Source organism: Segatella bryantii (assembly GCF_022024215.1).
In the GTDB taxonomy this organism is placed as follows: Bacteria; Bacteroidota; Bacteroidia; order Bacteroidales; family Bacteroidaceae; genus Prevotella; species Prevotella bryantii.
Window position 1 is genome coordinate 1,121,133 of record NZ_CP091798.1, and the last position, 22,083, is coordinate 1,143,215.

General features: G+C 38.0%; 17 protein-coding genes. 10 read left to right on the plus strand and 7 right to left on the minus strand.

Features of this window, described 5'->3' with window-relative positions:
• Positions 1–81: 81 nt before the first annotated feature.
• Positions 82–2,634, minus strand: coding sequence for an ATP-dependent Clp protease ATP-binding subunit (locus tag L6471_RS08730; protein ID WP_074549254.1), 2,553 nt, complete (start codon positions 2,632–2,634; stop codon positions 82–84).
• 527 nt (positions 2,635–3,161) lie between these two features.
• Here L6471_RS08730 and L6471_RS08735 point away from each other — a divergent pair.
• From L6471_RS08735 to L6471_RS08775, 9 genes are all read left to right on the plus strand, one after another.
• Positions 3,162–3,638, plus strand: coding sequence for a helix-turn-helix domain-containing protein (locus tag L6471_RS08735; protein WP_006282829.1), 477 nt, complete (start codon positions 3,162–3,164; stop codon positions 3,636–3,638).
• Between the two features lie 203 nt (positions 3,639–3,841).
• Complete coding sequence (locus L6471_RS08740; protein WP_237797704.1) at positions 3,842–5,800, plus strand: dipeptidyl peptidase 3; 1,959 nt, start codon at positions 3,842–3,844, stop codon at positions 5,798–5,800.
• Positions 5,801–5,834: 34 nt separating this feature from the next.
• On the plus strand, positions 5,835–6,455 hold the full coding sequence (locus tag L6471_RS08745; RefSeq protein WP_027453512.1) for a DNA alkylation repair protein: 621 nt from the start codon (positions 5,835–5,837) through the stop codon (positions 6,453–6,455).
• 148 nt (positions 6,456–6,603) lie between these two features.
• Positions 6,604–7,110 (plus strand): Fur family transcriptional regulator, encoded by a 507-nt coding sequence (locus L6471_RS08750; protein WP_027453511.1) that lies wholly within the window; start codon positions 6,604–6,606, stop codon positions 7,108–7,110.
• On the plus strand, positions 7,097–8,374 hold the full coding sequence (locus L6471_RS08755; RefSeq protein WP_006283261.1) for an adenylosuccinate synthase: 1,278 nt from the start codon (positions 7,097–7,099) through the stop codon (positions 8,372–8,374). Before L6471_RS08750 ends, L6471_RS08755 begins: the two co-directional genes overlap by 14 nt.
• Before the next feature lie 89 nt (positions 8,375–8,463).
• A complete protein-coding gene (gene hisS, locus L6471_RS08760) occupies positions 8,464–9,852 on the plus strand; it encodes a histidine--tRNA ligase (protein WP_237797705.1) in 1,389 nt (462 codons plus the stop codon).
• 38 nt (positions 9,853–9,890) lie between these two features.
• The gene (locus L6471_RS08765) at positions 9,891–10,892 is read left to right on the plus strand and encodes a rhamnogalacturonan acetylesterase (RefSeq protein WP_006281397.1); all 1,002 of its coding nucleotides are present in this window, start codon (positions 9,891–9,893) and stop codon (positions 10,890–10,892) included.
• 201 nt (positions 10,893–11,093) lie between these two features.
• Entirely contained in the window at positions 11,094–11,522 is a 429-nt protein-coding gene (locus L6471_RS08770; protein ID WP_006281396.1) for a Fur family transcriptional regulator, read from the plus strand.
• Between the two features lie 77 nt (positions 11,523–11,599).
• Positions 11,600–12,157 (plus strand): NADH peroxidase, encoded by a 558-nt coding sequence (locus tag L6471_RS08775; protein WP_006281395.1) that lies wholly within the window; start codon positions 11,600–11,602, stop codon positions 12,155–12,157.
• Between the two features lie 139 nt (positions 12,158–12,296).
• On the opposite strand, the gene L6471_RS08780 is transcribed toward L6471_RS08775, so the two are convergent.
• Positions 12,297–14,804, minus strand: a complete 2,508-nt coding sequence (locus L6471_RS08780) for a TonB-dependent receptor domain-containing protein (RefSeq protein WP_237797706.1) — start codon at positions 14,802–14,804, stop codon at positions 12,297–12,299.
• 251 nt (positions 14,805–15,055) lie between these two features.
• Here L6471_RS08780 and L6471_RS08785 point away from each other — a divergent pair, with 251 nt between their 5' ends.
• Positions 15,056–15,598, plus strand: coding sequence for a hypothetical protein (locus L6471_RS08785; protein WP_237797707.1), 543 nt, complete (start codon positions 15,056–15,058; stop codon positions 15,596–15,598).
• Between the two features lie 570 nt (positions 15,599–16,168).
• Here the strand turns inward: L6471_RS08785 and L6471_RS08790 are convergent.
• From L6471_RS08790 to L6471_RS08810, 5 genes are all read right to left on the minus strand, one after another.
• The gene (locus L6471_RS08790; RefSeq protein ID WP_237797708.1) at positions 16,169–17,806 is read right to left on the minus strand and encodes a hypothetical protein; all 1,638 of its coding nucleotides are present in this window, start codon (positions 17,804–17,806) and stop codon (positions 16,169–16,171) included.
• A gap of 335 nt (positions 17,807–18,141) precedes the next feature.
• Positions 18,142–18,555: a hypothetical protein gene (locus tag L6471_RS08795; protein ID WP_051214650.1), complete on the minus strand. Its 414-nt coding sequence runs from the start codon at positions 18,553–18,555 to the stop codon at positions 18,142–18,144.
• Positions 18,545–19,048, minus strand: a complete 504-nt coding sequence (locus L6471_RS08800; protein ID WP_006281390.1) for a pyridoxamine 5'-phosphate oxidase family protein — start codon at positions 19,046–19,048, stop codon at positions 18,545–18,547. Before L6471_RS08800 ends, L6471_RS08795 begins: the two co-directional genes overlap by 11 nt.
• 308 nt (positions 19,049–19,356) lie before the next feature.
• Positions 19,357–20,892, minus strand: coding sequence for a hypothetical protein (locus L6471_RS08805; RefSeq protein ID WP_006281389.1), 1,536 nt, complete (start codon positions 20,890–20,892; stop codon positions 19,357–19,359).
• Between the two features lie 65 nt (positions 20,893–20,957).
• The gene (locus tag L6471_RS08810; protein ID WP_237797709.1) at positions 20,958–22,037 is read right to left on the minus strand and encodes an HlyD family secretion protein; all 1,080 of its coding nucleotides are present in this window, start codon (positions 22,035–22,037) and stop codon (positions 20,958–20,960) included.
• Between the last annotated feature and the right edge of the window lie 46 nt (positions 22,038–22,083).

Consider the following 22,083-nt stretch of genomic DNA (forward strand, 5'->3'; position numbering starts at 1 on the left):
GCTTTTTATATGTTTTATTTGGTTAGACAGTTATATTTTACATATGGAATAATGCTTATATTAACATTGTCTGAACAAATATTAATTTACTTTCTTAAATGTAAGTTCCTCTTTGCTAGAACTTTTCCCTACGGTAATGCTATCACCAGGTTTCAAATTATCGCTAAGTATCATTTCACATATACCATCTTCAATATAGTTTTGGATGGCTCTCTTCAGTGGACGTGCACCAAATTGTACATCGTAACCCTTAGTTGCAACAAATTCTTTAGCCTTGTCAGTCACATTTATGTGATATCCTAAGGTTTCGATACGATTGATGAGGCCTTTCAATTCGAGATCGATAATCTTCTTGATAGAAGTCATATCGAGCTGGTCGAATGTGATGATTTCGTCTAAGCGGTTTAAAAATTCTGGCGAAAACTGTTTGCTGAGGCTCTTTTGAATGATAGAGCGAGCGTATTCTTTATCGGCTTCGCTTTCACTAATAGCCAATGCATTACCTGCATTGAATCCAACACCTTTGCCAAATTCTTTTAACTGGCGTGTACCAGCATTAGACGTCATGATTATCACTGTGTTGCGGAAATCTACGAGTCGGCCATTTCCGTCAGTAAGTCTACCTTCGTCGAGAACCTGTAAAAGCATGTTGAATACGTTGCCATGAGCTTTCTCTATTTCATCGAGCAGTACGATCGAGTAAGGATGTCGACGAACTTGTTCTGTCAGTTGTCCTCCTTCATCGTACCCAACGTATCCTGGAGGCGCACCGATAAGTCTTGATGTGTTGAAAGACTCGGTATATTCACTCATATCGATACGAATCAAAGCATCCTGACTGCCAAACATTTTTTCAGCTAACTTTTTGGCAAGGTAGGTTTTACCAACACCCGTTGGACCTAAGAACATGAAAGCACCGATTGGATGAGTAGGGTCTTTCAACCCTACACGGTTTCTTTGGATAGCCTTAACCATCTTGTCAATAGCTCCATCCTGACCTATAACAAGACTCTTAAGTTCGCTATTCATATTCTTCAGGCGGATACCCTCCGACTGTGCGATACGCTGTACCGGTACACCTGTCATCATGCTTACTACATCCTCAATATCGGCTATCGTAATCTCTTCGCGATGTACATCTACGCCATTTGCCCAATCATTCTGCATGCGAGCCAATTCACGTTCAAGTTCAGCCTGAGTATCACGGAAACTAGCAGCTAATTCGAAGTTCTGGTTAGATACGGCTAGTCGTTTTTTACCTTTAACTACTTCTATTTCTTTTTCTTTATCAGTTATTTCTTGTGGAATAGTAGCATGTTGTAAATGTATACGTGAGCCTGCTTCATCGAGAACATCGATAGCTTTGTCAGGGAAGAAACGGTCTGTGACATATCTGTCTGTCAATCTGACGCAAGCTTCAAGGGCATCATCTGTGTATGTAACGTGATGATGATCTTCATAACGTCCCTTAATATTTTGTAGAATTTGCAATGTATCTTCTTTTGATGTAGGCTCTACAATAACCTTTTGGAATCTGCGTTCCAACGCACCATCTTTCTCAATACTCTTACGATATTCGTCTATAGTGGTAGCACCGATACACTGTATGGTTCCACGTGCTAAAGCGGGTTTCAGTATATTGGCAGCATCCATTGTACCAGGAGTACTTCCTGCACCAATAATAGTGTGAATCTCATCGATGAAAATAATAATATCTGGATTCTGCTCAAGCTCTTTGATTAGTGCGCGAATACGCTCTTCAAACTGCCCTCTATACTTTGTTCCCGCCACAATGGCAGTCATGTCAAGACTAACAAGTCTTTTGTTAAATAGGATAGGAGAAGTGTTATGCTTTACTATCATTTGGGCCAACCCTTCAACAATAGCGCTTTTGCCTACACCAGGCTCACCTATTAATATAGGATTATTCTTCTTTCTACGTCCTAAAATCTCTATAACACGCTGAACCTCTTTCTCACGTCCCACAACAGGGTCTAGCTTATTGTCTGCTGCAGCCTTGGTTAGGTCTGTAGAGAAGTTGTCGAGAACAGGAGTTTTTCCGTTTGAATGCGGAGCAGCTTGTATAGTGCTTCTTTTACTCGATGCACCGCCGTTAGAGTTTGAATTAGCGAATTCCTCGTCATCTTCTTCCTCTTCGTCAGGCAGTTGTAGTCCATCTTTTATAGGAGCTGAATTGGTGCGTTTCTGCAGGTAATTCAGCGTATCTTCATAATTCATATTGTTAAATTCAAGTACTTCCTTTGCACCATTCTGTGTTTGGTCATGTAGAATTGCAAGGAATAAGTGTTGTATGTCTACCGTCTGTGTGTGTTGTATGCGAGCTTCGAGCACAGCGAGTTTCAAGATATTATTAGCTTTATCGTTGAGTACCAGTTCTGTGGTAATCAGTGGCTCTTGAAGTTCATTCTCGCTCACTCGGTTCTCGAGTTCTGTTTTAACAGAGTTTACATTAACATCAAATCGGGTTATCAGTTCCAATATGATACCCTCTTTTTCCCTCAACAAGCCTAATAACAAGTGCTCTGGGCCTACTGAGCGACTGGCCAGACGGGTTGCTTCTTCTCTTGAGAAGGCAAGCACCTGAGAAACTCTTGGTGAAAACTGACTAGTCATAATTATTATATCCTTTCTTTTTAATTAAATGCAAATTTACTATTTTTTAGTATAAAAGCAAAAGGTGTGCCAAGTTTTTAAGTATACATTTTACTTCTTTATTTAAATGTAAGATGTATTGAAATTTGGTTATGAATGTGAAATGTTGCTATTTTTGTTGTTTTATGTTGATAAATAAGTGCAATTTTGTCAATTTTTGGTTGAATTACGTGTATGTTCTACATCCTATAATTTACTTGACGAAATGAGTGTGTACGTTACCAATAAACATCAAATATTATATAACACGAAATTACTTATAGTTTTTGCGTAAGTATCTATATTCTTTGCATTTGTACAAGAAATAATGATTCTATTTATGTATAAAGTCTTTACAACATGATGTACAATATAAAATACACTTCAATTTAATTTATTTGCTCAAAATAATGTAAAAAAAATGATTTTTGCTTGCAGTTTAAAAAAAAGATATTATCTTTGCAATAAATAGGATAATAATTATTAAAATAATAAACTTACATTCTATTATGTCAAAGTATAATATTACAGAGAAAAAAGAGAAGGAGGCTGCTTATCGTACGCTCGTAAGCCCTCGATTAATGGATGACTTGAAGGAGAAAATCCTAGAGATTATTTTAATTAACAAGAAGTATAAAGACAAAGACTATTCTGCAAAGAAACTGGCTGAGGATTTACACACTAATACCCGTTATATTTCGGCAGTAGTTAGTGTAAAATTTCACACGAACTATACTTCATTTGTTAATAAGTATCGTATAGAGGACGCAATGGCTATTCTTGTAGATCGTCGTTATAAAGATTATAACATGGAAGATATTTCTGATATGGTTGGTTTCTCTAATCGTCAGAGTTTCTATGCATCTTTCTATAAGTTTACTGGTATTACACCACGAGAATACAAGCTGAAGCATATGCAGCCTGAAAAGACTCCTAAAAAACGTGGTCGCAAGCCAAAAGGCTGGACTCCTGAAGATGACAAGTAATTGTTAGTATATGGTGTAGGGATATCTTGATGGTATCTATGAACTTATCACAGTCTCGAAGAGATTATTTCCCATAATATGGCAGGACGAGTCCTGCTGTTTTGGGCTATGTGGGGTTCTGTTTTAGCATTACTTTACAGTACCTTTTTAGTTTTTTGCTATTTTCTCTCTTGGAGACAAGTGGTATAATAGAATTGATAATAATGAATTTGATGAAAGAAGATTTCAATTTTTCAGAAGAAAAGTTCGCAGATTTGCAAATGCTTCGATATCGTCTGAATGGTTTTGAAAATCTCTCGCTTCAACAGAAATCTCTTATTTTCTGCCTAAGTAAGGCGGCTGTGTTTGGACGTGATATTACTTTCGATCAACAAGGAAAATATAATCTGACAATTCGTAAAGTGATCGAAGCAATCTACGTAAATGCAGATCAAACATCTCGCAATCAAAATGATTTTAGCAGTCTAGAGGTCTATCTTAAAAGAGTATGGTTTTCTTCTGGAATCTATCATCATTATGGTTGCGAGAAATTTTTGCCTGAATTTTCAGAAGATTTCTTTCGCGAGCAGGTGGTCCGATTAGATGATAGTGTATTACCCTTGCGTAAGGGACAAACTAAGCAGCAACTTATAGATGAGCTTGTGCCTGTTATGTTTGATCCTACTGTTTTACCAAAGCGTGTGAACCAAACAGATGGTGAAGATTTGATCCTTACCTCAGCATGTAATTTTTATGAGGGGGTAAATCAGAAGGAAGTAGAAGAGTTTTATGCTCAGAAAAAACTTCCTCAGGATGAACAGCCTTCATGGGGACTTAACTCAAAATTGGTGAAACAAAATAATCAACTAATTGAACAAGTATGGAAGGTTGATGGTATGTATGGTTCTGCTATTAAGCAGATTGTGTTTTGGTTGAACAAAGCACTTAAATATACAGAGAATGAGCAACAGAAGATAGTTCTTCAGAAGCTAATTACTTATTATAATACTGGCGATCTTCACGACTTTGATGATTATTCGATAGCTTGGGTAGCTCAGCAAGAAGGGGTAGTTGATACCATTAATGGTTTTATAGAAGTATATGGCGATCCGCTTGGTCTGAAAGGTACGTGGGAAGGCATTGTAGAATATGTAGACGAAGTGGCAACGGCTCGAACACGTACGATAGCAAACAATGCCCAGTGGTTTGAAGATCATTCGCCCGTAGATCCTCGTTTCCGTAAGCCTGAGGTAAAGGGTGTCTCAGCACAGGTTATTTGTGCTGCAATGCTTGGTGGTGACGAGTATCCAGCATCAGCTATCGGTATCAATCTGCCTAACGCTAACTGGATTCGTAGTACATATGGAAGCAAGAGTGTTACTATTGGTAATCTTACCGAAGCTTATACTAAGGCTGCTCATGGCAATGGTTTTACCCAAGAGTTTGTAATCGATGAGTCTACTCGAGAATTAATAGAAAAGTATGGTGATGTTTGCGATGATTTGCATACCGACCTACATGAGTGTCTTGGTCATGGTAGTGGTAGACTACTTCCTGGTACAGATCCTGATGCTCTCAAGGCCTATGGTAACACGATGGAAGAGGCAAGAGCAGATCTCTTTGGCCTCTATTATATCGCAGATCATAAATTGGTAGAGCTTGGGCTTACGCCAAACGATGAAGCTTATAAGAGTCAGTATTATACCTATCTTATGAATGGTTTGATAACTCAGCTAGTGCGCATCAAACCGGGATTGAATATAGAGGAAGCTCATATGCGTAATCGTGCGCTTATCGCTTATTGGGTACTTGAACAAGGCAATGGCTGTGTAGAGATTGTTCATCGTGATCATAAAACCTACGTGAAGATTAACGATTATAAACAGTTACGTGTACTTTTCGGTAAACTCCTAGCTGAGGTTCAGCGTATCAAGAGCGAAGGCGATTTCGATGCGGCTCGAGAACTTGTAGAGAAATACGCCGTAAAGGTAGATCCAGTGCTTCATAAAGAAGTGCTTGATCGGTATGCTAAGCTGAACATTGCGCCGTATAAAGGATTTATTAATCCGAAGATGACTCCTGTATATGATGCGCATCGTCAGCTTACTGATATTGTGCTTGATTACAGTGAGAGCTTTGCTGAACAGAATCTTCGATATAGTAAGGAATATGGCACATTATAATGTTAGTTATATGTTTATACTATAAATAAAAAATATGGTATCACAAGAAACTCAAGATAAACTTAAAGAGATCCGTTCATCTTTCCGATTATTGATGAACGGACCTGTTTCACAATCTATGCGTGATAAGGGAATCGATTATAAGATTAACTGGGGCGTGCCATTGATGGAACTAAAACGTATGTCGACAGAGTATGGCAAGGATTATGATCTTGCTATCGAACTTTGGAAAGACCATGTGCGAGAATGCAAATTATTAGCAACAATGATCATGCCTGTTGATAAAATGTTGCCGGAAATCACAGATATCTGGATGGAAAGTGTAGATAATCAAGAACTTGTAGAGCAATTGGTGTTTAATCTGCTGCAATATGTTAATTATGCACCAGTTATTGCTTATCAGTGGATGGCCGAAAATCGCCCATATTACCAGATTGCAGCTTATCACATTTTGTCTCGACTCTTTATGAATGGGCAACAACCAAACGAGCGTGGTATTAATGAATTTCTCGATCAGGTTGGTGTAGCCCTTCAGAGTAATCAGCTTAATGTGAAGCATGCAGCAGCCAACTGTGTTCAGCGGTTTGCACAATTAGGCGAAGTATACAAGCGTATGGCAAAGTCTGCACTTAAGGATCTGATTGAAATCTTCTGAAATGTCTCAATTATTGTACGACAGTAATTATAGTTATTTGCTAAAAGCAACAAAAAATTATCATTTCTGTCGATTTCCTTACATTCTTTTGTTATATGTGGCGAAAATTTAGTAACTTTGGAGGCGTTTTGTGTTATGTATATGCAAGATGAAAGAGAATTTAGTAAATAAAGCAAGGGAAATCCTTGATAATTATTTGGTAGCCCGAGGTCATCGGAAGACACCTGAGCGCTATAACATCTTAGAAGCTTGTTATAGTCTTAAAGGGCACTTCTCTCTAGAAGATTTAGGAAGCCTTCTCGAAAAACGTAATTTTCGAGTTAGTAGAGCTACCCTTTATAATACTATGCGCCTCTTTGTTGAACTCCGTATTCTTACTCGTCATAATCTGCTCGATGGCACCAAGTATGAAGTGTGTGATGATCGAGATGACCATGTGCATCAAGTGTGTACAGTGTGTGGTAAGGTTACAGAGATTTATGTACCACAGATAACACAGGCGGTCCATGATGCAGAATTAAAAGGATTTCGTAAAAATGGCTTTACCTTATATATATATGGGGTATGTGGCCATTGTCAAGCGAAATTTTCCAAACGTATATTAGTGGATGAAGAAGAAAAATCTAAGAAACCAAATAAAAATGAACACAGGTAAAGTAGATGTCCTTCTCGGTTTGCAGTGGGGCGATGAAGGCAAAGGTAAGGTTGTCGATGTTTTGACACCTAAGTATGATGTTGTGGCTCGTTTCCAGGGTGGTCCTAATGCTGGTCACACGTTAGAGTTTGAAGGTCAGAAGTATGTACTTCGTTCTATTCCTTCTGGTATCTTTCAAGGTGGTAAGGTTAACATCATCGGTAACGGTGTTGTTTTAGCTCCAGACCTTTTCATGGGAGAGGCTAAGGATTTAGAGAAAAGTGGTCACGATCTTAAGAGTCGATTGCATATCTCTAAGAAAGCTCATCTCATAATGCCTACACATCGTCTGCTCGATAAGGCTATTGAAGCTGCTAAGGGTAAGAATAAGGTAGGTACCACAGGTAAGGGTATCGGGCCTACTTATACAGATAAGATTAGCCGTAATGGTCTTCGTGTAGGTGATATCCTCGAAAACTTTGAGCAAAAGTATGCTCAGCATAAGGAACGCCACATGAAGCGTCTAGCAGAACTTGGTTGGACAGATTTTTCTACGCTCGAAGAAACTGAAAAAGTTTGGATGGAGGGTGTTGAATATATGAAGAGCTTTAAGTTTGTAGATAGCGAGCACGAAATCAATAACATCCTTCGCAGTGGCAAAGATATTCTCTGTGAGGGTGCTCAGGGTACTATGCTAGATGTAGATTTTGGTAGCTATCCGTTTGTTACCTCTTCTAATACCGTATGTGCAGGTGCATGTACTGGTTTAGGTATTGGTCCTAACAAGATAGGCAATGTATATGGTATTATGAAAGCCTATTGTACACGTGTAGGTGCTGGTCCTTTCCCAACAGAATTGTTTGATGAAGTTGGCAAGAAGATACGTGATCTCGGTCATGAATATGGTGCAGTTACAGGTCGTGAGCGTCGTTGTGGCTGGTGCGACTTGATTCAGCTTCGTTATTCATGCATGATTAATGGTGTCACTCAGCTTATCCTTATGAAGAGTGATGTGCTTGATACATTCCCTGTAATTAAAGCTTGTGTAGGTTACAAACTCCCTAATGGTGAAGAAACACAGGAGTTGCCATATGAAATCGACGGGGTAGAGCCAATCTACAAAGAATTTAAGGGTTGGAACACAGATATGACTAAGATGACTAGTGAGGATCAATTCCCTGCTGAATTCAAGGCTTACATACAGTTCCTCGAGGAGTTCCTCGAAACTCCTATTAAGGTGGTTTCTATCGGCCCAGACCGTGATCAAACCATCGTAAGAAAGTAATACGTTATTGTAATAATAATACGTGGGCATGAAATACACCTTAACAGTGTGTTTCATGCCTAACGTGTCTAATAAAAATAAAGAATAAGATGGCTCAAAAACCAGGTATTCCTAAGGGAACACGCGACTTTGGCCCAGTAGAAATGGCCAAGCGCAATTATATATTCAATACGATAAAAGAAGTGTACGCGCTGTATGGTTTCCAACAGATTGAGACTCCTAGTATGGAGAATCTATCAACTTTGATGGGTAAGTATGGTGACGAAGGTGATAAATTGTTGTTTAAGGTACTTAATTCAGGCGATTATCTCAAAAAAATATCAGATGAGGAACTTGCTGAGCGAAATGTACTCAAACTTCAGTCTAAGCTCTGTGAAAAAGGTTTGCGCTATGACCTTACCGTGCCTTTTGCCCGCTACGTGGTGATGCATCGTGATGAACTTCAGATGCCTTTCAAGCGCTATCAGATTCAGCCAGTATGGCGTGCAGACCGTCCTCAGAAGGGTCGTTATCGTGAATTCTATCAGTGCGATGCTGATATTGTAGGATCAGACTCTCTTCTCAATGAAGTTGAGCTCATGCAAATCGTCGATACCGTATTTACTCGCTTTGGTATTCGTGTTCAGATTAAGATTAATAACCGTAAGATTCTTGCTGGTATCGCTGAAGTTATCGGTGCACCAGAGAAAATGGTTGATATTACTGTTGCTATTGATAAACTCGACAAGATTGGACTTGACAATGTTAACCTTGAACTTAAGGAAGACGGTCTGAGTGACGATGCTATTGCTAAGTTGCAGCCTATCCTTAGCCTAAGTGGTAGCAATGATGAGAAGCTTGCTACTATCAAGACAGTTCTTTCAGATTCAGAAACGGGTCTTAAAGGAGTAGAAGAGGTGAAGTTTATATTGGATACCCTTAAGACTATGGGTCTTAAGAATGAGATGCAACTCGATTTAACTTTGGCTCGTGGTTTGAATTATTATACTGGAGCTATCTTCGAAGTTAAGGCACTTGATACTCCTATGGGTAGTATCACTGGTGGTGGTCGTTATGATAACCTTACTGGAATTTTCGGTATGCCAGGTCTTAGTGGAGTTGGTATCAGCTTCGGTGCTGACCGTATCTATGATGTACTAGATGCACTTGATCTTTATCCTAAGGATTCTATCAATGCTACACAAGTTATTTTTATAAATTTTGGCGATAAAGAGACAGCATATTCTTTACCAGTACTTAAGGCATGTCGTGAGGCAGGTATACGTGCAGAAATCTTCCCAGATGCAGCTAAAATGAAGAAGCAGATGAATTATGCAAATGCTAAGCATATAGCTTATGCTGTATTTACGGGGGATAGCGAAATCGAAGCAGGCATGGTAACTGTTAAGGATATGGAGATGGGTGGTCAGAAATTGGTTTCTACCGAAGAGCTGATTGCTATCGTTTCTAATGGCACCAAAATTGCCAAGGAGGCATAATTTTGCCCCTGATGAATTAATAAACCTACAAATCTACAATGAAAAAAATTACGCAGCTACTTAGTATGTTGCTGATAGCTCTGGCGCTTACCTCAGGTAAGCACCAGACTACTATCTTTGTTATTGGAGATAGTACAGCAGCTGAAAAAGACAAATATAAAACAGATCCAGAACGTGGTTGGGGCATGGTGCTACAAGGTTTTTTTGATGAAGATATTCGTGTAGAAAATCATGCTCGTAATGGTCGCTCTTCTAAGAGTTTTATCAATGAGGGTCGATGGCAGAAAGTGCTAGACAATATGAAGCCTGGTGATTATGTACTTATTCAGTTTGGTCATAATGATGAAAAGTCTGGCGAAACCCGACACACAGATCCTGGCACTACCTTCGATTACAATATGGAACGTTTCGTTAATGAGACACGTGCCAAAGGTGCTTATCCGGTATTGCTCAATGCTGTAGTTCGTAGATGTTTTTGGACAAATGCACCTAAGAACGACGATGATGAAAAACTTCGCAATACCACTTATGATGGTCAGGAGCGTATTACCAGCGACACATTGATTGATACTCATGGTGCTTACGTTGTTGCTCCAAAAAATGTAGCAAGGAAGATGAAAGTTCCATTTATAAATGCTACTAAGATTACCCACGATATAGAGCAAAGGTTGGGTGTGATAGGAAGCCGAAAATTGCATATGTGGTACTTACCTGGTGAGAATGCACAAGTGCCAAAAGGTAAAAAAGATAATACACATTATAATATAGAAGGTGCGCGTATTGTAGCAGGAGCTATTGTTGATGAATTGGGTAAACTAGTGCCTCAATTGCAGAAACATATTCATCATTATAAATATGTTGTGTCTGCAGAGGGTAGAGGTAACTATATGGATTTGCAGCAAGCTATTGATGCAGTACCTGATGGACAAAAAGAGAAAAGCGAAGTTCTTATTCTCGATGGTACCTGGAAGAAACCAGTTATTGCTAAGAGCAAAAAAATAAAATTGATTAAGTATTCTTCAGTAAAGATTACTAAATAGTTAAAAGCCGATATTCGTATTTCTGAATATCGGCTTTTTTTGTTGAACCTAGCTATTGGAAGTCGTACTTGATGTTCTATTTATTTAATTATTATTGCTAAATGTAATTTTTTTAAATATAATGTTGTAATAATTACAAAATTGTTTGGATTATAATAAATTAAATATTATATTTGCAATAATAAAGGTTATTAGAAATATATGACAGATAGAGAAGAAGCACTCAAACGCTTAACAGATAGAGGAGTACGTCCTTCGGTTCAAAGAATTGCCATTATGGAGTATTTGCTTACACATCATACTCATCCTACTGTAGATGATGTTTATCAAGGACTTTGTGACGACATTCCAACACTTAGTAAGACTACAGTGTACAACACGTTACGACTTCTTGCAGATCATAATGCAGCACAGATGCTTACCATAGACGATCATCGTGTTTGCTATGATGGTGATACTCGTTCTCACGTACATTTCTTTTGCAAACAGTGTGGTAAGGTTATTGACTTTTTTGACGAAGATGCTCCAGTACCATCAAAGCCACGAGTTATTCTAGGTAATATAGTAGAAGAGCAGCACCTTTATTATAAAGGAATTTGTGCTGATTGTGCAGCAAAAAAACACGTATGAATTAAAATAGGAAAATAATTATAGGCTACCAAATAGTCTTTATTATCCATTAAACATTATTATACAACTAAACAATTATGAAGAAAAAATTTATCTGTACCGTTTGTGGTTACATTTATGAAGGTGAAGAAGCTCCTGAAGCATGTCCAGTTTGTAAAGCTAGTTCTGACAAGTTTAAAGAGATGGAAAATACAACTCCTGATCTTGAACTCGCTACTGTACATTATCTTGGTGCAGCTTATAAGGAAGGTGTTTCTCAGGAACTCATCCAGCATTGTAAGGATACTTTTGCCGGCGAGTGCAGCGAAGTAGGTATGTATTTGGCTATGGCTCGCCAAGCTGATCGTGAGGGTTATCCAGAAGTAGCTCGTACATATGAGCACTATGCTTACGAAGAGGCAGAACATGCAGCTCGTTATGCTGAACTTTTGGGTGAGGTCTTAGGTTCTACCAAGGAGAATTTATTTGCTCGTATTCAAGCAGAGAAGGGTGCTTGTGCTGAAAAGTTCGAAATGGCTAAGTTGGCTAAGAAAGAAGGCAATGATACTCTTCATGATACTATTCACGAGATGGCTAAAGACGAAGCTCGTCATGCTGCAGGTTTCTTAGGTCTTTATAAGAGATTCTTTGAATAATGCTAAGAATTTAGCGAATAGAATATAACAAATAATTGAATCATATATTTGTTTTATTCGAAATTATAAAAAGATAAAAAAAATCCTCGAGTCATATAAGACCCGAGGATTTTTTGTAATTGTATTATTAATCTGATTTTTACATATCACCACCGCCAGAATATCCTCCTGTCATATCTGTATCATCGTCTTGCATATTTTGGCTATCAGGTTTACCCTTCTTTTTACTATTATTATTACCAAAGTTCCAGGTCAGAGTGAAGTTTACCTTACGTCCACCACGTCTATTCAACTGATAACGTGTAAATGTATCTGTTTCAGTATAAGTCTGCCATTTTCTAGTATCCAGCAAGTCACGACAGCTGATTGAAAGGCTCAACTTTTTGTTAAAGAAATTCTTGCGAACACCTAGATCTACACTGTAGTTCGCTTTGCGATACCCCTGCACCGTTGTCTGTCGTGAATTATATCGACCGCTCAGTTGCAAGCTAATGTCGTAAGGCAGAATCAAGCTACCTGTCATTCGAGCATTCCATTGGAAATTATCTCTTTCCTCGCCTGTAATTGTTTGCCCATCAATATTATAGCTGAAACCGTCGAGCTTGTAGTAGTAGCCATTCACATTAGTAGTCAAGTCGAAATTCTTTCCAAACTTATTTTTAAGAGTCATCTCTAAGCCGCTGCTCTGACTTTTGGCAATATTCTTGGTAGTGCTATACATAATATTGTCAGCAGAATTTTGCCAACTTATGCGCTGCATAACGTCTGTAGTAGGGCGATAGTACGCACTTATAAGCAGTGAGTGTTGTGTCCATGTGCGCAAGTAGTTAAGAGAGAACGAGTTAGAGTATTCTGGAGTAAGTTCAGGGTTACCGAAAGATATCATAGTAGCATCTCTTGTATCTTTGAAAGAATTAAGCTGACCGCCCCAAGGACGACGAAGTCTGCGAGTATAGTTTAATTGTAACTGATCATTAGGAGTAAGCTGGTAGCTCATAAATACACTAGGGAAGAGTTTGAAGAAATCCTTCTTGAAAGCAGGGTCACGCTTTGTTGCATCGTGTTCCTGATCCCAAGTATAGCTTTCGGTATTCACCTTCCAGTATTCGCCGCGAAGCCCTCCCATCAGGCTGAATTTACCAAACTTGTATGATAAGGTAAGATATCCAGCATGTAAATCCATGTCGTAGATGAAACGGTTATAGTAGAGTTTATCTTCTGTTTTATTCACACCATCCCAAGTATCATCAATCCACGATTCCTGTGGAGAATTTTCGTGTGAGAGAGTAGCTTGATAACCAGCCTGCAACATGAAAGCATCCGTAATAGGGTTTTCATAATCTAGCTTAAAGTCCCAATTTCGATTGTTCATTTTCATTGGGCGAGACTGATAAGCGTATTCAGAAGCCTTCGCATCCTCACCATAATAAGTTGTAGAGTCCTGATACAGATTATCCATATTCATCTTCCATCGGTTGTAACTAGCTGTGAAATCGAGGAAGTGTCTTTCTGTAAAGTTATGGCGATAATTATATTCCACGTGCTGCATGAGCATACGACCATTGGTATGGCTACGTCGATACATCATGCGTGTATCCATATCGGCTCCAATTACACCATAGTGATAGGGTAGAAACTGCCAATTGTTCATCTTGCCGGTCATGAGCATTCCTGTAATACCCATATCATCTTTATCCGTCAAGTGCCAAGTAAGTCCCGCGCGAGTAAAAATATTATTACCCAAGTTAGGTGAAGTGCCATGGTAAGTTTGATACTGGTGAGTATTAAAATACTCCTGCTCAGAGTCGGTTTTGCCTACATTTTCACGATGGCGATAGCCGACACTGGCAAAAGCATCCAGCTTACTGCTGTTATAATTTATATTGAAACTTGTGTTGGCACCCCCTCTTGTATCAGCCCCTGCCTGTACGCTACCATAGTAACCTGCTTTGCGATTTTTTTTCAGTACGATATTGATGATACCTGCACTACCTTCTGCTGAGAACTTAGCCGATGGATTATCGATGACCTCTACACGTTCGATACTTTCTGCAGGGAGTTGTTCCAATATCTGTGCACGGTTATCTGTTGTTAATCCACTTGCTTTACCATTTATCCATATTTCCACGCTCGAATTACCTCGGAGCGATACGTTTCCGTCGTTATCAACTTCGACTGAAGGAATATTTTCGAGTACATCAGTAGCTGCCTGACCGGCATTTGATACCAAGGATCCTACATCGAAAGTTTTACGATCCACCTCCAGCTTCATAGTAGACTGCTGACCAGTAATCGTTACTTCTTTTAGCATTTTAGCATCCTCAGTCATATAGAGAGCAGGATATGAAATATTTTGGTTTTTATCAGAAATAGTAAATCTACGAGTGACATCTCTATAGCCGATGCAAGTAAGAGTAATCGTATATTGACCATTTGGAAGTTTGCCAATATTAAATTTTCCGTCGATATCAGAAATAGCTCCACCTGCGATTTTGGCAGAATCAGACTGTGAGGTAATTTTGATATTTACGAATTCCAGTGGAGTATTCGAGTTCCTATCCAGAATCTTTCCCTTAATGTTACCTTCTGTAGCCCAAGCACCACTTATGCTCATGGCTGTTAGGAGTAGTAATGTTGTACGTTTCATCCAATTTTAGTTATTACGTTTTTTTATATCAGACAATTTGACGTATAAAACCACGAAAGGTTTAATAAAAAAAATACTTTTTTTTATAAAAATAAAAAATGTGATAATTTATTTGGTATTCAGCAAAAAAATATTATCTTTGTAGTGTATCAAACATTTTGCACTTGCCTTAATAAGCATAGCATTTGCACATATTTACATGAAGCATTAAGCTTTTTTCAGCATTATAAACATCTAATTTCGCATTACTTATGAAAGGTTTCAAACATTTAGCGGTTATCGCCCTTACGGGGAGTATTATAATCAGTTTTATTTCTTGTGCCAAGGATAATGCAGATATTCCAAGATCGAGTGCTCATGTACTTGACAACAGTGATAATACACGTCTTGAGGTAAACCGTGAATACACAATCAGTGAAAAATTTCTTACCTATTATATATTTCAAGATGCTAAGAACGAAAAAGTATTCGCAGCATACGATAATAATTATGTTTATGTATACGATACATCGGGTGAAGTGCCTCAATGTCACATAAATCGTGTAGAAATAAGTAAAGGTGATTATAATATTTCGATTACAACGCAAGCTGAAAGTACTATTTACATTGTGAAGCGAATAAGTTATAATTATCAGCAAGGAGGTGCTATCGATATGACATTGAGATGTGAAAGCGGCTCACACCGTTGGCATTGTATATATGAACTTGGTGTTCACAATAGTGAGACAGGTGAGAAGATGGTTTGGCGAGCTGCCGATCTTATAGCTTTTGTAAAAAGGAATATTGATAATTAATTCAAGTAAGTTATGTTTATACAGCCTGCAATGGGCAGGCTGTTAAATAAAATGTCAAAAAATACAGTCACAAAAAATCTTCATCTAGCTCGAAATCTTCAATTTTTGGGTTGACTATTAGTGTTTTGCTACCGTATTTTACTTTTATTTCCAGCAAAAACATAGCCAATGAAGAGTAAACATATAGATTATAGCAGACTAACATTATGTTTTCATAGATTAAACCCTATGTTTTTAACTCATAAAAACTATACTTATGCTATGTCTTTATCAAATCGACAACGTAAAAATAGATAGCGTGTATAGATAATACGTTGATAATCAGGTAGATGTAATGTAGCGTAAATTTTGCATATTTAAGGGTTTCTAATATTCCAGCTACAAATAAGCAAAATACGAGAGGGTTCTTGTCAACATAATTCAAGAAAATAACTATAGTTTATCTAGTAATATTATTACTTCAAAAAAAAATACTGTCCGAGGAACAAAATTCCTCTGGGCAGTATTCTAATGTATATATATGAAAGTTTTGAATAAACTTATTTGTCAGAATCAGAAGAAACTGTAGCTTTATTTGCTAATAGCTTCGTCAATGGCATTTATATAAGCAGCAGCTGGAAGAGGTTGAATACCTTTTTCAATTAAATCCTTATAGATATTGTCGTTAGTAAAGATCATTTCTACTTTATTATTACCAATTTTTTCTTCCCAATCATTTTGCTCTGTATAAGGAGTATTCAGCAGTTTAACCTCTACAGCTAACTCATTAACCTTTGTATAAGGAGTTCCTTCTGAGGTCCAATCATCTTTATCTTTGCCGAAAGCATTTGTATACTGGTATACATTATCACTTTTGAAAGTTATGGTAGGTTGTGAACCTTCTTTTTTCAGTAAGTCGAGATAGAAGTCACGATCTAAAGATTTTGTTTGACCATTTTCATCAATTTCAGAATTATAGTAGTTCCAAACTTCAAATGTAATACCATCATGATATGTTTTTCGTAGTTCCTGGAGTACAGCAGCACATATTCCGTTAGTAGTTATGCGAATACCGTTTGGTTCATATGCCACAGTAAGGACGACGTCAATATTAGCGATTTTCCAAGTTTGTGTTTTATGCGCATACTTGAATGTTTCATCTACTTTATCATGATTTTTTACGATATACATATCATCCTCAGTACAATAGTACTTTTGATTGATTGGGATAAATACTTCAACATCAGCTGTATCACGTACGTGGATAGACAAATGAGAAGAGATATAATCATCTGTTGTCTTAGGCGCATTGAATGCCAAATTAACTTCAACCTCACCTTTATTTACTGTTACAGATGTAGGATCAGGATTTGGAGTAATTTTAGATCCATCAGCTGGTGTCAATTTAACAACCCAGTCATTATATACGCCATCGCCTGCATGAGATTTACCTACAGCACCATTTTTCCCATCATGCTTCTGAGTCGTATAGTCGAAACACAAGTACCAATTAGTTTCATTGTTATAGGTAATCTTATAGAATTTATATTTATCCTCTTTAACATTTTCATTATTATCACTGTACGAATCCTTATAGGTTGGAGATTGATCAGCACGAATGCCTAATACCAACGCACGTGGCCCGTAGGAAGCATTATAGTCGAGAAAGTGTATACCGCCAATAGTGAGGTAATCCATTTGTTTTCCACCTTTTACTATTTCTGTAGAACCATTTTGATCAGGAGTTGTAGTATAAGAATCAAAGCTCGAACCTACGTTTTGTATGAAGTAGTTTTCTAGGTCGCATTCTTGACCCCCATCATTTGGATGTTCTTTGATATAATTAATGACAAAATTATATTCATCAGTTGATACTTGTTCACCTCTGTCTGTAGTTTCAGGAGCATTATTACGATAAGGATAATAAGCACGTCGCTGCGAATACAACTGATCATCAGACATATTCTGATCGCTAACTTTAAAATAGTTTACATTAGCTTGCGCATCACCTTGATAAGCAGCATACCTGATGACTTTAGAAGCATTAAGCAGATTACCCTTAGAAAATGCTTGGATTTGGGTCTCTTTAACCGGTGAAATTACAACTTCTGAATTTGCATTAGTCAGATTGTCGATACCAGCCATGTCATCTTTAGAACATGAAGTAAACATGGTTGTACCAAATAATACTGTAGCCGCAACTACATGAAGTGTTATACGCTTTTTCATCACTTAATAATTTAGTTGAAAGTTTTAAAAATCTTATTATTTACGCAATCTTAGACAAATCATCTTTTAAATAAATATCTCGCAATAAATCATTCATTTAGAACTATTTTTACTGCTAGTGTTTTAAAATATGATACAGAATATGTTATTCTAATACCTATTTGCTTAACACATATCTATTTTATTTATTCGTCCTTAATTGTATTTTGTTTATTCATATATATATCGTGCCACAAATATAAGTATAATTTTTTATAAAGGCAAGTAAATTTATTATTTTTTTTAGTTTTTCGCAAAAAAAGTTGTAGAATTTAACTGTATGATTTGTGCTGTTTCTACTCTTTTTCGTATATCTTTACAATATCATCAAAGTACCATTTGCCTTTTTTTTCTATCACTTTTATTTTATTAGCGCCTTGGTGCCCCTCATCATAAAAATCATAGCGATACCATGAATCGCCTAGCGGCTTGATACAGATAATCTTGCTTGTGCCTTCTCCGTCATTAAAGCCTGTACGGAAGAGCCATACAGCGTAGCAGTCACCGCTATCACAGTCGTAATCATATTTATCTTGCAATTTTTTCAGCATTTTGTCAGTACAATGAGCTTTAAGATATGCATAGTCGTTATATAAACTTTTGTTATACATATCTGAAATGAGCTCATGGATAGATTGATCGGTATTGCTCACACCACATGAAGTAAGTGTGAGCACCATGGTGGCGATGATAATTATCTTATTTAGCATGGTTTTCCTTAGCTCTTACCAATTCTATCGATTCTTTACCAGAAATATGATCTATCTCGAAACATATCATACACATATGGTTGAATCCGCTTGCAATTTCATGCTCTGTACCTGGTTGATCAGGACAGTAACGGGCAGAGAGTAAGCGAAGGGTCTGCATTTTCTCTTCATTATCATCGATGATATGTACTTTACCAAAACAGATAACGCTACGGAAAAAGGTAGTGAACTTTTCGGGTACGATATCATCTTTGTCGATAACGGTAAAACTTGCTTTTTCGTGAAAGCGAATGGCATCGAGTTTGTGGCCGCTCAGTGCTGAGTGGAAATATAATTTGCCATGGGTATAGACATAGCTGATAGGTACTCCGTAAGGATAACCTTCTTCTGTAAGCAGAGAGAGAACTCCTGACGTAGCCTTTTGTAATATTGCTATGCTGTCTGCTTCTGACAGCAATTGGCGCTTTCTGCGCATTTCTCTAAATTCTGACATTTATTATTAATTTTGATATGATTTCAATTATTGAATACTGATATAATCTTTATCATATATTACTGATGTGATTTGTTAAACACAAAGATACATAAAAAGGATAATATACAGCATTATGATTATCAAAAAATATAGCAGCCTTATTATTGAATATGTCTATAAAAATCCCTTCTTGCTGCTATATTGGCTTCAAGAAGGGATCGAAAGGGGAAGAATGGATTGCTAGCAATGAGCTAACTTCCTATTCATATAAAATATAGTGTAGGTATGAAATACTTATGATGTCATATAATAAGGTGTGATTATTTTTATTCACTTTCCAGTTCCTTGCGCATCTGTTGGCCTACTTTGTTCCAGTAAGGTATATGCTTAAGCATAGAGCGTACTGGCTGAACACGCCATAACATAAGAAGTAACAAGAAAAAACACCCTATCAAGCAAGTGGTACCATATAGATATTTTATAGAGAGCATAATACTCTGTACAGGGTCTATCTGCAAGCCACGGGCAAAGTTGTCGGCTACATGATAGCGGAAAAGATAGCTATATATACCGCCGCTGATAGAGTCGACTACACTATTACGGATAAAACCTGCGATGGTTAGCCCCATAAAGAAATGCTGAAAAGGCAAGAGTTCTTCGAGATATACCGTAAGTGTGCAGAAGAAAATGGCATAACCGAAAGTGCGTACAAAGGTAGGCGCATATAGACGCTCGATATTGAGCTCAGGAGTGATGTAAAAATACATGAGCACCTGATAGCCAAGCATCAGTGCAAAACCGATAGTAAGTAGACTAGTATAGCGAAGCTTAAGCATCTTCATCCACCAGAGACTGAACAGACAACCACTAAGCGAACCTACCCACCCTATGAGATTGAATCGGGAAGAGGTGAGCATACCATAATGTAGTATACTCCCAGTAAAGATACCTTCTAAAGCATTATGAGTAGAGTTCATCCACTCTTCTACGACAAAAAAGAAAAGGATAGCTCCCAGTGTTTTATATCTGAAAGCTTTCGGATCAATATATGGATGGTGTATGTGCGTCATTCTGCCATAAGCAAAGAACGCCGTTACTGGTAGAGCACAGGCCACATTACACCATAAGCCTGAATCGCTCCAGTTATAGTATTCACCATAGGTAAACAGCCACACAATCTCTAGTAATGTAGTAGACCATAGTATACAGCCAAGCCAGTCGATATTAATAAAAGGCATTGGACGCATGAATCGGAAATGCTGAGTGCATGTATATAGAAAAAGGAGTACCAGAAGCAATAAAGCGACGATAAAATACTGCATGGCATGATAATCGCCACAGTAGTAACAGAGTTGCTGAGATATCCAACCACTGGCACTCATATCGCCTAACACGATGATATAAAGCAATGGAAAGAAAATCTCGAAATCGCGCTTTGGAGTTATCCACAGTTGGATATTACTTAGTGCCTCAAAGGTAGCCATTAATTTGAAGAAGCTACACAAATAAGATAATATGCATAATACAGGTATCAACTCAGTAGTGAGCGATAATAATATGCAGACTATCATACCTGATACCGAAAACAGCATAAGAGAGCGATTTGTGAAGCGAAATTTCAATCTGAAGAGGATGGGGAAGGGCATGGCTACCCCCACAACTCCACAAATAAATATAAAGGTGGCGTCTTCGCGCATGATACTCATATCGCCTATCTCTTGCTGCATGTTACCCATGTAGGTAACATTGACCAGCTGAAAGATAATGGCGAAGAGTAGATAGATCCATGGCTGAAGTTTCTTCGGTATGAAAGGCTTCATCATGGGCATGGCGAATGGTCGCCCTATCATAGGATCTGCCATAGTTTCATTTTTTATTTTATCAACTTTTTAATAATCTGGCTCTGTTTTAAGGAGCTAGATTCAACTTAATAGTCTACTTCGCAGGTAATATTGAGACCACTGAGAAGTTTTTTGATATCAGCTTGGTTGTTATTCGTAGTGAGTTCTATGCGTACAGGTACACGTTGCTCTACCTTGACAAAGTTGCCAGTAGCATTATCTACAGGCATATTGCTGTAAGCAGAACCACTTGCTGCAGAGATACTCTTGACTTTACCCTTGAAGGTTACCCCTGGGATAGCATCAGCCTTAAAGTTTACAGGAGCTCCCACGGTAATGTGATGCATCTGACTCTCACGATAGTTGGCGATAACCCATACATCATTTTGGTCGATAATATCGACAAGCAACTGGCCTGGCTGCATAAGCTGGCCCACGTGAATATCTTTACGTCCTACATAACCATCGCATGGAGCCGTGATAACAGTATAACTTAAGTTAAGACGAGCCAGATTAAGTTGAGCTTCGGCCACACTTTCTCCAGCTTTACTTTGGCCAAGTCGATGCAATGTTTCGTTGTTAACGATAGCCGTAGCTTTACGTGAAGCGGCAGCTTGGCTTAGACGAGCTTGAGCAGCCTGATAGCGACTGTGTGCCTGCTCATAGAGAGTCTTCGCATGATCAAACTGCTGCTGAGTAACAGCACCCTTCTGAAGTAATGCAGCAAAACGGTCATAATCTTTCTTAGCATTGTCCATGCCCTCCTTAGCCTCAGCAATACCAGCAGAAGCCACTTTTATGCCTGCACTTGCTACATTTACATTGGCAGATACAGTGTTCATGCTGGCATCTACAACAGATGTTCCCGACTTTTGCCCTTTCATACCAGCTTCAGCTTGAGCCAGTGCCAAGCGAAACTCAGCATCTTCGATAATCACTAAGGTATCGCCTTTATGTACATACTGAAACTCGTTAAAACGTATCTCTTTGATAAATCCAGGCACGCGTGTATTTAACGGGATAAGATTGCGATGTACCATTGCATTGTCGGTATATTCGGTACTACCCAAATGAATAAATCGACTACATACAAATATTACTCCACAAGCGAGAAGAGCGATAACGATAATATTGTAAATTCTTAATACTTGTTTTCTCTTATTCATAATTTTTACTAGTCTATTGATAACAGTTAATAGTTTTTATCATTGC

Coding starts and splice junctions, on each gene's coding strand:
- L6471_RS08745 (WP_027453512.1), top strand. CDS start 5,835: ATGGTATCACAAGAAACTCAAGATAAACTTAAAGAGATCCGTTCATCT.
- L6471_RS08755 (WP_006283261.1), top strand. CDS start 7,097: ATGAACACAGGTAAAGTAGATGTCCTTCTCGGTTTGCAGTGGGGCGAT.
- L6471_RS08780 (WP_237797706.1), bottom strand. CDS start 14,804: ATGAAACGTACAACATTACTACTCCTAACAGCCATGAGCATAAGTGGT.
- L6471_RS08800 (WP_006281390.1), bottom strand. CDS start 19,048: ATGTCAGAATTTAGAGAAATGCGCAGAAAGCGCCAATTGCTGTCAGAA.
- L6471_RS08770 (WP_006281396.1), top strand. CDS start 11,094: ATGACAGATAGAGAAGAAGCACTCAAACGCTTAACAGATAGAGGAGTA.
- L6471_RS08785 (WP_237797707.1), top strand. CDS start 15,056: ATGAAAGGTTTCAAACATTTAGCGGTTATCGCCCTTACGGGGAGTATT.
- L6471_RS08810 (WP_237797709.1), bottom strand. CDS start 22,037: ATGAATAAGAGAAAACAAGTATTAAGAATTTACAATATTATCGTTATC.
- L6471_RS08735 (WP_006282829.1), top strand. CDS start 3,162: ATGTCAAAGTATAATATTACAGAGAAAAAAGAGAAGGAGGCTGCTTAT.
- hisS (WP_237797705.1), top strand. CDS start 8,464: ATGGCTCAAAAACCAGGTATTCCTAAGGGAACACGCGACTTTGGCCCA.
- L6471_RS08765 (WP_006281397.1), top strand. CDS start 9,891: ATGAAAAAAATTACGCAGCTACTTAGTATGTTGCTGATAGCTCTGGCG.
- L6471_RS08805 (WP_006281389.1), bottom strand. CDS start 20,892: ATGGCAGATCCTATGATAGGGCGACCATTCGCCATGCCCATGATGAAG.
- L6471_RS08730 (WP_074549254.1), bottom strand. CDS start 2,634: ATGACTAGTCAGTTTTCACCAAGAGTTTCTCAGGTGCTTGCCTTCTCA.
- L6471_RS08790 (WP_237797708.1), bottom strand. CDS start 17,806: ATGAAAAAGCGTATAACACTTCATGTAGTTGCGGCTACAGTATTATTT.
- L6471_RS08740 (WP_237797704.1), top strand. CDS start 3,842: ATGAATTTGATGAAAGAAGATTTCAATTTTTCAGAAGAAAAGTTCGCA.
- L6471_RS08750 (WP_027453511.1), top strand. CDS start 6,604: ATGAAAGAGAATTTAGTAAATAAAGCAAGGGAAATCCTTGATAATTAT.
- L6471_RS08775 (WP_006281395.1), top strand. CDS start 11,600: ATGAAGAAAAAATTTATCTGTACCGTTTGTGGTTACATTTATGAAGGT.
- L6471_RS08795 (WP_051214650.1), bottom strand. CDS start 18,555: ATGCTAAATAAGATAATTATCATCGCCACCATGGTGCTCACACTTACT.